Origin of the sequence: Corallococcus terminator, from assembly GCF_003611635.1 — a bacterium.
Lineage (GTDB): Bacteria > Myxococcota > Myxococcia > Myxococcales > Myxococcaceae > Corallococcus > Corallococcus terminator.
In genome coordinates, this window is the sequence record NZ_RAVZ01000295.1 from 1 (window position 1) to 12,687 (window position 12,687).

At 72.9% G+C, this 12,687-nt stretch carries 2 protein-coding genes; both read left to right on the plus strand.

The features are described 5' to 3' along the window. Window positions 1-3 precede the first annotated feature (3 nt). Window positions 4-7,956 (plus strand): non-ribosomal peptide synthetase, encoded by a 7,953-nt coding sequence (locus tag D7V88_RS31695; protein ID WP_279636105.1) that lies wholly within the window; start codon window positions 4-6, stop codon window positions 7,954-7,956. Then, on the plus strand, window positions 7,953-12,687 hold a 4,735-nt coding region (locus D7V88_RS31700), incomplete at its 3' end, for a non-ribosomal peptide synthetase (protein ID WP_120544358.1). The genes D7V88_RS31695 and D7V88_RS31700, both read left to right, overlap by 4 nt.

A 12,687-nucleotide genomic window follows, 5' to 3' on the forward strand; every position in this document is an offset into this window, starting at 1 on the left:
GTGGTGGGGCTCCTGACGGACCGGACGGTGGAGCTGCTCGTGGGCCTCAAGGGCATCCTGCTCGCGGGCGCCGCCTACCTGCCGCTGGATGGGCAGCAGCCCCGGGAGCGGCTGGCGATGCTGCTGGAGGACGCGGGCGTGCGCCACGTCGTGGTGGACGCGGGGGGCGCGCGGACGCTGGACGGGCTGGCGGTGGAGGTGGTGTCCGTGGAGGGCACCGCGTCGGGCGCGGAGGCGTTCGTCGTGGGCACGGTGGTGCTTCCGGAGGCCCGACCCGAGGACGTGGCCTATGTGCTCTACACGTCGGGTTCGACGGGCCGCCCCAAGGGCGTGCAGGTGCCCCACCGGGCGTTGAGCAACTTCCTCGCGGCGATGGTGGACGCGCTGCCGCTGGAGGGCGAGCGGCTGCGCTTCCTGTGCACCACGACGGCGACGTTCGACATCTTCGCGCTGGAGACCCTGCTGCCGCTGTGGCTGGGGCATGAGGTGGTGCTGGCCGACGAAGCGTCCCAGCGCGCCCCGGAGCGACTGGGGGCCCGCATCCAGGAGACGGGCTGCCACGTGGTGCAGCTCACGCCGTCGCGCCTCCAGTTGCTGCTGGAGGACCCCGTGGGGCGGGCCGCCCTGGCGGGGGTGCGGCTGCTGCTCGTGGGCGGTGAACCGCTGCCGGCGCACCTGCTGGCGCGCGCGCGGACGCTCACCTCCGCGCGCATCTTCAACCTGTACGGGCCCACGGAGACCACGGTCTGGTCGACGGTGAGCGAGGTGACGGACAAGGTCGCCGTGGACGTGGGGCGGCCGGTCCTCAACACCCAGGTGCTGGTGCTGGATGCGGCAGGGGAGCTGTTGCCTCCGGGCGTCGTGGGCGAGCTGTGCATCGCGGGCGAGGGGCTGGCCCGGGGCTACCTGGGGCGGCCGGAGCTGACGGCGGAGCGCTTCGTGGCGTCCGCGCTGGCGCGGGGCGGGCGGATGTACCGCACTGGCGACCGCGCCCGGTGGCTGCCTTCCGGAGAACTGGAGCACCACGGGCGTGGCGATCTCCAGGTGAAGCTGCGCGGTCACCGCATCGAGCCCGGCGAAATCGAAGCGTGTCTGGTGACGTCGGGCCTGGCGTCGGCCGCGGCGGTGGTGGTTCGCACTGATGCGGTCGCGGGTCCGGTGCTCGCGGCGTTCTACGTGCCGCGCGAGCCTTCGCGTCCGCCGCGCGAGGTCCTGTCGCGGCTCCTGCCAGCCGCCCTGGTGCCGGCGCACTTCGTCCCGCTGACCGCGCTCCCCACGCTGCCCAGCGGCAAGGTGGACCGCAACTCGCTGGTGCTGAAGCCCGGACAGGGATTGGAGGACGCTCCGAGCGTCGCGCCCGCCACGCCGACCGAGGTCCGGCTGCTGCCGCTCTTCCAGCAGGTGCTGGGTGCGGAGGGCCTGGGCGTGACGGACTCGTTCCTTGAGCGGGGAGGGCACTCGCTGCTCGCGGTGCGGCTGGCGCACCGGGTGACGGAAGCGACGGGGCGTCGGGTGTCGTTGGTGGACGTGTTCCAGGCGCCCACGGTGCGTGCGCTCGCGGAGCGCGTGGACGCCGCGGCGCCGGCGTGGGCTCCGCTGCCCCAGGTCGCGGAGGCCGAGCATTACCCCGTCCTGGCGGCGCAGGCGCAGCTCTACGTGCTCCAGGCCCAGGCCGGTGCGGACGACCCGCGCTACCACATGACGGGCGCGCTGGCGCTGACAGGAGCGGTGGACGCGGGCCGGTTGGAGGAGGCGCTGGGGGCGCTGGTGCGGCGGCATGAGGCGTTCCGCACGTCCTTCGTCTTGGTGGATGGGGAGGTGCGGCAGCGCGTGGCCGCGTCGGTGCCCTTCCGGTTGGAGCGTCAGGTGTCCGGCGAGGATGTGCCGTCGCTGGCGCGCGCCTTCGCGCGACCGTTCGACCTCGCGACGGCGCCGCTGTTCAGGGCGGCGCTGGTGGAGCGCGAGGCCGCACCCGCGCTGCTGCTCGTGGACCTGCACCACCTCATCTCCGACGCTGCGTCGGTGGAGGTCGTGCTCCGGGAACTGGTGGCGCTGTATGCCGGAGCGACCCTGCCACCCCCGGGCCCCGGGCCCCGGGTCGCCGCCGCGTGGCAGCGGGAGCGTCTGGCGTCTGCGGAGTCGAGCGCTCAGGCCGCGCACTGGCGTCGGGTGCTCACGCCGCCGCCTCCGCCGCTGGACCTCCCCTCGGATGGGCCACGCACCCAGGCCGCCTCGCTGGAGGCCGACGCCCGGACCGTGACGTTGTCACCGGAGCTCACGGCGCGGCTGGGGGCGTTGTGCCAGCGCCAGGGGACCACGCTGTTCAACGGACTGCTGGCGGCCTTCGCGGTGCTGCTCTCACGCCATGGCGCCACCCGCGACGTGGCGGTGGGCGTGCCGGTGCTCGGCCGCGGACACCCGGAGCTGCGGGACGCGGTGGGCCTGTTCATGGACACGGTGGTGCTGCGCAACACCGTCCGCGAGGAGGAGTCCGCCCTCGCGTTCCTGTCGCGCGTCTCCCGCACCTCGCAGGAGGCGCTCGCGAACCAGGAGCTGCCGTTCGCCCACGTCGCGGCGCAGGCCCAGGAGGGCGCTGGCACCGCGCGGGGGGCGCTGTTCGACGTGCTGTTCAGCCTGGAGGAGGAGGGCCCGGCGGTGCTGGACGCCGGGGCGGGCCTGGGCCTGGAGCGGCTGGAGGCGCCCCTGCCCACGTCCAAGGTGGAGCTGACGCTCACGGCGCGGGTGACCGGGGGCGGACCCCTGCTGCTGGAGTGGAGCTTCCGCCGCGCCCTCTTCTCCGCTGCCCGCATCGAGCGGATCGCTCGGCGCTACGTGTGCCTGCTGGAGGCGCTGGTGGAGCGTCCCCAGGCGGCCCTGCGCGAGCTGTCCCTGTTTCCTCCCGACGAGGACGCGCGGCTGCGCGCGGGCTTCAACGTCGCGCACCACGAGCACGCGTCGCACCGGACGATGGGGGAGCTCTTCGCGGACCAGGCAGCGCTCCACCCGGAGGCGCTGGCCGTGTGGCACGAAGGCCACGGGCTGACGTACCGGGAGCTGGATGCGCGCAGCAACGTGCTGGCGCGGCGACTGCGGGGGATGGGCGTCGGGCGCGAGGCGGTGGTGGCGGTGCTCTCGCGGCCGTGCGTGGACATGGTGGTGGGCATCCTCGCGGTGGTGAAGGCGGGCGGCGCGTGGCTGCCCCTGGACCCCGCGCACCCGCCGGAGCGCACGGCGCTGCTGCTGAAGGACGCGGGCGCGCGCTGGCTGCTGGAGGACGAGGAGCACCCGTCCGTGCGCTTCGAAGGGACGCGGTGCGCCCTGGGCGTAGTGGACGCGGAGGGCGGGGACGACGCGCCGCTGCCCGGTGTGAACGGGCCCGGAGACCTGCTGTACGTCATCTACACGTCGGGGACCACGGGCGCTCCCAAGGGCGTGATGATGGAGCACCGGGCGCTGAGCAACCAGGTGCACTGGCTGCGGCGGATGTTCTCCCCGGCTGGACGGCTGCGGCACCTGCTGCTGGTGTCCCCCGCGGTGGACGTGTCCGTGCACCAGCTCTTCCTTCCGCTGATGCGGGGCGACGCGCTCTTCCTGCCCACGTACGACACGCTGGTGTCGCCGGAGGCGCTCCACGCCTACGTCGTGGAGCACCGCATCGACGTGGTGGACTCCGTGCCCGCGCTGCTCAAGGGACTGCTGGAGCTGGGCAGCGCGCAGCGGAAGCTGAAGGTCCCCTACCTCTGCTTCGGCGGGGACGTGCTGGGCGCGAGCGTGGTGGAGCTGGTGGAGCGTCACGCGGACATCTCCACCCTGGTCAACTACTACGGGCCTACCGAGGCGTGCCTCAACACCACGGCGCTCTTCACCCGCGACTGGCGGCGGTACACGCAGGTTCCCATCGGGGTGCCGGTGGACAACTACCGGGTGTACCTGGTGGACGCGCACCTCAACCTCGTGCCGCCGGGAACGCCCGGTGAGCTGTGCGTGGGAGGCGTGGGACTGGCGCGCGGCTATCTGGGACGCCCGGACCTGACCGCGGAGCGCTTCGTGCCCAACCCCTTCGCACCGGGCGAGCGCATGTACCGCACGGGCGACCTCGCCCGCTGGCTGCCGGACGGACAGGTGGACTTCCTGGGCCGCGTGGATCAGCAGGTGAAGATCCGCGGCTTCCGCGTGGAGACGGGGGAGGTGGAAGTCGTCCTCAGCCGGCTGCCCGACGTGGCGGACTGCGTGGTGGCGGCGCTGGACGACGGTCGTGACGGCAAGCGGCTGGCGGCCTTCGTGGTGCCGCGCGCGGGCACCCGGCTGGAGCTGGGGGCCTTGCGCGAGGCCCTCAAGGCGAAGCTGCCCGCGTACATGGTGCCGTCGCTGCTGGTGCCCCTGGACGCGCTGCCGGTGACGGTGAGCGGCAAGGTGGATCGCAAGGCGCTCGCGGCGCTCGTGGCCTCGCAGGACGCGTCGCCTGTGGGGGCCTCGCGGCCCCTCACGGAGGCTGAGCAGCGGGTGGCCCGCATCTGGTCCCAGGTCCTGGGGACTTCCGTCACGCGGCCCTCGGAGGACTTCTTCGATTTGGGGGGACACTCCCTGCTCGCGACCCAGGTGTCGTCGCGGCTGCGCGCGGAGCTGGGCGTGGAGGCCCCGCTGCGGCTGCTGTTCGCGCACCCGGTGCTGGAGGACTTCGCGCGGGCGCTGGCCTTGGGAGGCACGCTCTCCGTGGCGGAGGAGCGCATTCCCGCGGTGCCGCGAACCGGGCCCCTGCCCGCGTCGTCCGCGCAGCAGCGCCTGTGGTTCCTGGATCAACTGGAGCCGGGCAGCCCCCTCTACACCATCGCGGGCGCGGTGCGGCTGGAGGGGCGCCTGGATGAGGACGCGCTGGAGGGTGCGTTCCGCCAGCTCGTGGTCCGTCACGAAGCGCTGCGCACCACGTTCGCGGTGCGGGAAGGCCAGTGCGTCCAGGTCATCCACCCGACGATGGACTTCACCCTGGAGCGGGAGGACGTGTCCGGGACGCTGGACGAGGAGGCGTTGGCGCAGGCCGCGCGGCGGCCCTTCGATCTCGCCACGGGGCCGCTGTTGCGCGTGCGGCTGTATCGCCTGTCCGAGCAGCGGCACGTCGTGCTGGTGGCGATGCACCACATCATCGCGGACGGGTGGTCCATCCAACTGCTCCTCCAGGAATTGGCGCGCACCTACGCGGCCCGGGTGACGGGTGTGGCGGAGGCCCTGGCCCCGCTGCCCATCCAGTACGCGGACTATGCCGTCTGGCAGCGCGAAGGCGCCGGTGCGCGGACACTGGCGGCGGACCTGGCCTTCTGGAAGGAGCACCTGGGGGAGCGCCCGCCGCCGCTGCGCCTGCCCACGGACCGGCCACGTCCGGCGGTCCAGACGACCCGGGGCGCGCTGCTCTCCGGGGTGCTCCCGCTCGAACTGGCGCGGGCCCTGGAGGCGCAGGGACGCAGCGGGGGGCGCACGCTGTTCATGACGTTGCTGGCGGCCTTTCAAGCGCTGCTGCACCGCTACACCGGACAGCGCACCGTCATCGTGGGGACGCCCATCGCGAACCGCACCCGCCAGGAGGTGGAGGGGGTGCTGGGGTGCTTCGTCAACACGCTGGCGCTGCGCGCGGACGTGGATCCGGAGGAGCCCTTCGCGGTGTTCGCGGAGCGCGTGGGGCGCACCGTGCTCGCGGGCTACGCGCATCAGGCGCTGCCCTTCGACGTGCTGGTGGAGCGGCTCGGCGTCGAGCGGGACCTGAGCCAGTCCCCGCTGGTGCAGGTGCTCTTCGTGCTCCAGAACGCGCCGGGCGGCGCGGTGGAGCTGCCGGGGTTGCGGATGGAGTCCCGGGAGGTCTCCACGGCGACCGCGAAGTTCGACCTCTCGCTGGCGATGACCGAGGCGCCGGAGGGGCTGGAGTACACCTTCGAGTACAACACCGACCTCTTCGAGTCCGGGACGGTGGAGCGGCTGGCGCGCAGCTTCCAGGTGCTCCTCGGGGGCCTGGTGGAACGGCCGGAGGCGCGGCTGCGCGAGCTGCCGGTGTTGCCGCCGGAGGAGCGGCGTTTCCTCGACACGCTGAACGCGACGGCGGCGCCGATGGCGTGCGAGCTCGCGCACGAACTGCTGGAGCGACAGGCCCGGCTGCGGCCGGACGCGCCCGCGCTGGAGCACCGGGGCGTGGGGCTGAGTTTCCGGGAGTGGGACGCGAGGGCGAACCAGCTCGCGTGGGCGCTGCGTGAGCGCGGCGTGGGGCCGGAGAGCGTGGTGGCGCTCTGCCTGGAGCCGTCCCTGGAGCTGCTGGTGACGCTGATGGGCATCCTGAAGGCCGGGGCGGCGTACCTGCCGTTGGATCCCGCCTATCCGCCCGAGCGGCTGGCGTTCATGTTGCGCGACTCGGGGGCACGGGTGCTCGTCACGCGTGAGCACCTGCTGGGCGCGACGTCCCCGCCGGAGGATGTGGCGTGTGTCCTCTGGGAGCGTGAGGCGGACACCCTGGGGCGTCAGCCGGTGGAGGCGCCGCCGAAGGTCACCGGTCCGGACTCACTCGCGTACCTCATCTACACGTCGGGCTCCACGGGCGTGCCCAAGGCGGTGATGATTCCCCATGCCGCGCTGGTCAACTACAGCGATGCGGCGGCGTGCGTGTACGGGTTGATCCAGCAAGACCGCGCGCTGTTGCTGTCGTCCATCAGCTTCGACATGAGCGTGGAGCAGATCTTCCCCTGCCTCTTCGTGGGCGGGACGCTGGTCATCCGCGAGCCGGACACGCTGGATTCCGTCGCGGGCTTCACGGCGAAGGTGCACGCGTGGGGCATCGGGTACTTGAGCATGCCCGCCGCGCTCTGGGCGGAGCTGACCGCGGAGCTGGAGCGGGGGACGCTCACGCTGCCTCCGTCGGTGCGCGTGGTGGTGTCGGGCGGGGAGAAGATCCTCCCCTCGCGCGTGCAGGCGTGGATGCGCGTGGTGGGTCCGTCCGTGCGGATGTTCAACTCCTACGGCCCCACCGAGTGCACGGTCATCGGCACCTCGTGCGACCTGAACGCGCTGGACCCGGCCGTATTGGAGGCGCACGAGGTACCCCTGGGCCTGCCCATCCCGAACATGCGCGCGCACGTGCTGGACGCGCACCTCCAGCCGGTGGCGCGGGGCGTGTCGGGCGAGGTCTTCATCGGAGGGGTGGGCGTGGGCCGGGGCTACTTCCGCCGGCCGGACCTGACCGCGGACCGGTTCATCCCGGATCCGTTCTCCCCAGAGCCCGGCGGCCGGCTGTACCGCACGGGTGACGTGGCCCGCCGGCTGGAGAACGGCATGGTGGAGTACCTGGGGCGCAGCGACCACCAGGTGAAGATCCGCGGCTTCCGCATCGAGCTGGGGGAGATTGAAACCGCGCTCAGCGCGCACCCGGACGTCAAGGACGTGGTGGTGACGGTGCGCGAGGAGCCCCCGGCCGGCAAGCGGCTGGTGGTCTACGTCACGCCGCGCGCCGAGACGCGTCCGACGGGCTCCACGCTGCGGGCGTTCCTCAAGAGCCGGTTGCCGGACTACATGGTCCCGGGCGCGTACGTGTGCCTGGACGCGCTGCCCATCGCACCGGGCGGCAAGGTGGACCGCGCCCGGCTGCCGGCCCCGGAGCGTGCGACGGAGGAGGAGTTCGTCGCGCCCGAAGGCGAGCTGGAGTTGGCGCTCGCGCGCGTGTTCTCGGACGTGCTCGCGGTGGCGAGGGTGGGGGCCACGGAGGACTTCTTCGCGCTGGGAGGGCACTCGCTCCTGGCCACCCAGCTCGTGGCGCGGCTGCGGGACGCGCTGGGCGTGGACGTGCCGCTGCGCCAGGTGTTCGAGCACCCGACGGTTTCAGCGCTGGCGAAGGTGGTGGCGGCCCTGCGCGACGCGGGCACTCCCGGCGTGGACTCAGAACGCATCGGCCGCGCCTCGCGGCAGGGACGGAAGGTCAAGCGGTGAGTGCCCTGGAGCAGACAGCGGTGGAACTGGAGGCCGACGAGGTCTTCGTCTTCCCGGCGTCGTCCGCGCAGCGGCGCCTGTGGTTCCTGGACCGGCTGGAGCCGGGCCTCGCGACCTACAACATGCCCTTCGCCCTGCGGCTGACGGGCGCGTTGCGCGAGGACGCGCTGGCCGCGAGCCTGGACGCGCTCGTGGAGCGCCACGAATCGCTGCGCACCGCGTTCGCGGAAGAGGGCGAGCAGGTGGTGCAGCTCATCCACCCGGCCCGGTCCGTGGTGTTGCGGCGCGAGTCCCTGGTCGGGCTGCCCCCTGGTGAGCGGGAGGCCGCGCTGCGAGCCCTCTGCACCCGGGAGGCGGATGCACCGTTCAGCCTCACCGAGCCGGGGCTGATGCGCGCGGTGCTCGTGGCGTTGGACGGCACCGAGCACGTCCTGCTGCTGGTGCTGCACCACATCATCTGCGACGGCTGGTCGGTGGGGGTGATGACCCACGAGCTGGCGGCGCTGTACGCCGCGCGGTGCGAAGGCAGGCCGCCCGCGTTGCCGGAGCCAGAGCTCCAGTACGTTGACTTCAGCGAGTGGCAGGAGGCGTGGCTCCACTCCGAGGCCCCGGGCCGCCACCTGGATTACTGGCGCGAACGGCTGGGTGGCGAGCTGCGTCCGCTGGAGCTGCCCGCGGATCATCCGCGTCCGGCCCGCTCCCTCCACCACGGCGCCACGCGTGCGTTCGCGCTGCCCCGTGCCCTGTCCGACGCGGTCCGCCGCTTCGGACAGGAGGAGGGCGTCACGCCCTTCATGACGCTGCTCGCGGCGTTCAGTGCGTTGCTCCACCGCTTCACGGGAGAGACGGACGTCGTCGTGGGCACGGCCATCGCCGGCCGGCCCCGCCGGGAGCTGGAGGGGGTGGTGGGCTTCTTCGCCAACACCCTGGCCCTGCGGGTGTCGCTCGCCGGGGCGCCGACCTTCCGCGAGCTGGCGCGGCGGGTGAAGGCCGTGACGCTGGAGGCGTACGCGCATCAGGAGCTGCCCTTCGAGCAACTGGTGGAGGCGCTGAGCCTGCCGCGCGACCTGGGCCGCAATCCGCTGTTCCAGGTGATGCTGGTGCTGGAGAACCTGCCCCCGGGCGAGTTCCAACTGCCCGGGCTGGTGCTGCGCCCGCTGGAGATCGAAAGCCACTCCGCGAAGTTCGATCTGACGCTCTCCCTGCAGGAGACGCCCGGAGGGCTGGTCGGCCATCTGGAGTACAGCCGCGAACTCTTCGAACCGGCCACGATGGACCGCTGGCTTGCCCACTTCGAGCGGCTCTTGGACATCGTGCTGGCGCGGCCCGCGGAGCGGCTGGATCTCCTGCCCTTGCTGCCTCCCTCGGAAGCGGCGCTGCTCCTGGACACCTGGAGTCCTCCCGGGGCCCTGCCGCGCGACGGCTCGCTGCTGCACACCCGCTTCGAAGCGCAGGTGCTGCGCACCCCGGACGCGGTGGCGGTGGCGGACGCCACGCGCGCGTGGACGTACGCGGAGGTGGAGCGCCGGGCCAACCGGCTCGCGCGGCACCTGGTGGGGCGAGGCGTGGGGCCGGAGGTGCGGGTGGGCGTGTGCCTGCGGCGCACGGTGGACCTGCCGGTGGTGCTGCTCGCCGTGCTCAAGGCCGGCGGTGCCTACGCGCCCCTGGATCCGAACTATCCCGCGCAGCGGCTGGCGTACCTGCTGGAAGACTCCGTGGCGGCGCTGGTCATCAGCGAGCGCGCGGTGCTGGGATCCCTGCCGGATGCGCGGCCCGAGACGCTGGTGTTGGAGGACCTGGAGGAGCTTCTCCTGGACGAGTCCGAGGCCGCGCTCCTGCCCCGCGCCTGGCCGGAGGGGCTTGCGTACCTCATCTACACGTCGGGCTCCACGGGCCGGCCCAAGGGCGTGGCCATCGAGCACCGGAGCGCGGCGCTTCTGCTGACCTGGGCGCTGGATGTCTTTGCTCCCGCCTTGCTGGACGGGGTGCTCGCCGCCACGTCCGTCTGCTTCGACCTGTCCGTGTTCGAGATGTTCGTCCCCTGGGCGCACGGGGGACGGGTGCTGGTGGTGGGCAGCGTGCTGGAGCTGCCCGGCTTCTCGCGGCGCGAAGAGGTGACGCTCGTCAACACGGTGCCCTCGGCCATGGCGGAGCTGCTGCGCGTGGGCGGACTGCCGCGTTCGGTGCGGGGCGTGAACCTCGCGGGCGAAGCGCTGCCCCGGCGCACCGTGGACGGGCTCTACGCGCTCGACCACGTGGAGCGCGTCTACAACCTCTATGGGCCGTCGGAGGACACCACCTATTCGACGTGGGAGTTGATTCCCCGGGACGAGTCGCGGGGGCCTACCATCGGCCGGCCGCTGGAGAACACGCGCGCCTACGTGCTGGATGCCTCCTGGCGGCCGGTGCCGCTGGGCGTGCCGGGCGAGCTGTTCCTCGCGGGCGATGGTCTGGCGCGCGGCTACCTGCTGCGGCCGGACCTCTCCGCGGAGCGCTTCGTGCCGGATCCGTTCGGCCGTGAGCCCGGGGGCCGGATGTACCGGACCGGGGACAAGGTCCGCTGGCTGAGCGACGGTCGCCTGGAGTACCTGGGCCGGCTGGACCATCAGGTGAAGGTCCGCGGCTACCGCATCGAGCTGGGCGAGGTGGAGGCCCGCTTGCTGGCCCTGCCGGACGTGGCGGACGCGCTCGTGATGGCTCGCGAGGACACCACCGGGGGACAGCAGCTCGCGGGCTTCGTCGTGCCCCGGGAGGGACGGACGCTGGGACCCGCCACCCTTCGCGCAGCGCTGTTGGAGCACCTGCCCGAATACATGGTGCCGTCCGTCTGGTCGGTGCTGCCGAAGCTGCCGCTGACGCCCAACGGCAAGGTGGACCGCGCGGCCCTGCGGACGGCCGCGCTGGCGCAGGGCGCGGACGGAGCCGGGGCGCGCGAGCCTCGGACGGAGACGGAAGCGCGGCTGTGCACGCTGTGGGAGGAGTTGCTGGGCGTTCCGGTGCGGGACGTGCAACGGGGGTTCTTCGAACTGGGCGGGCACTCGCTGCTGGCGATGCGGCTGCGCTCCCGGATGGAGGCGCTCTTCGACGTGTCCCTGCCGCTGCGCGTCCTCTTCGAGGCGCCGACGGTGGAGGAGCTGGCGGCCCGGCTGGACGCGGCGCGCGGCCTCTTCCGACTGCCTCCGGTGGAGCCCCAGCCGCGTCACGCGCCGTTGCCCCTGTCCTCCGCGCAGCAGCGCCTGTACTTCCTGGAGCAGTTGGAGCCGGGCAGCGCGTTCTACACCATCGCCACGGCGCTCCGGCTCACGGGGGCGCTGGAGCCGGAGGCGCTGGAGCGGACCCTGCGCGCGTTGACGGCCCGCCACGAGGGACTGCGGGCACGCTTCGCGATGATGGACGGCGAACCCGCCCAGTCCTTCGCACCGGTGGACTTCTCGCTGGAGCGGTTGGATGCCTCCGGCCTGGAGCCGGACGCTCGGGAGTCGTGGGTGGTCTCGCGGGCCACGCGCTTCATCCGCGAGCCCTTCGCGCTGGAGCACGAGGCGCCGTTCCGCGCGCAGCTCTACACGGTGGGCGCGCAGGAGCACTGGCTGGTGCTCGCCGTGCATCACCTCGTCGCCGACGGCGCGTCCATCCAGGTGCTGCTACGCGACGCAGCCGCGCTCTATGCCGGGGAGCGCAGGGGCACGCCGGCACTGTTGCCCGCGCTGCCGTACCAGCCCGCGGACCATGCCGTGTGGGAGCGGCGGCTGTGGGCGGAGGACACGCTCGCGCCGCAGTTGGCGTACTGGGAGACGAAGCTGGCCGGACCGCTGCCGGTGCTGGAGCTGCCAGGGGACTTCCCGCGTCCCGCGCAGCGCTCGGACCGGGGCCGCACGCTCCACTTCGAGCTGTCGCCGGCACTCGCTGACGCGCTGCCCGCCCGGGCGCGCGCCTGGGATGCCACGCCCTTCATGCTCCTGCTCGCGGCGTTCCAGGCGGTGCTTGCCCGCCACACGCGCCAGGACGACATCCTCGTGGGCACGCCCATCGCGGGGCGGGACGTGGCTGGCACCGAGTCGCTGGTGGGCTGCTTCATCAACACGCTCGTCCTGCGCACTGGAGTGGATCCGGCGGCGTCCTTCGAGTCGCTGGTGGCGCGCGTGAAGACCACCTGCGTGGAGGCGTTCAGCCACGCGGACCTGCCCTTCGACCGGCTGGTGCAGCACCTGCAACCGCCGCGCAGCACCGCGCACACGCCACTGTTCCAGGCGATGTTCGTGCTCAACGCGCAGCCAGCGGGGCAGGGGGCCTTCGCGGACGTGGCGGTCACGGAGGTGCCCCTGGAGGCGGGCACGTCCACCTTCGATCTCACCTTCACCGTGCTCCATCGGGAGCAGGGGATGGGGGCGGCCATCGAGTACTCCACGGACCTGTTCGAGCCCGAGACCGTGGAGCGCCTGTTTGACGCGTACGAGGCGCTGCTCGCCGATGCGCTGGCTCGGCCCGGGGCCCGGCTGGACACCCTTCGCCTGATGTCTGTCGGGGCCCGTGCGCGGTTGCTGTCAGAGCGGTCGCCTACGGTGCGTGCCCTGTCAGGGGAGGCGACGGTGGTGTCCCGTTTCGAGGCGCAGGCAGCGCGCACGCCCGGTCGCACCGCGGTCGTGGCGGTGGACCGGACGCTGTCCTACGCGGAGCTGCGCGATGAGGCCTGGGCGCTCGCGGCGCGTCTGCGTGCGCGCGGCGTGGGGCCTG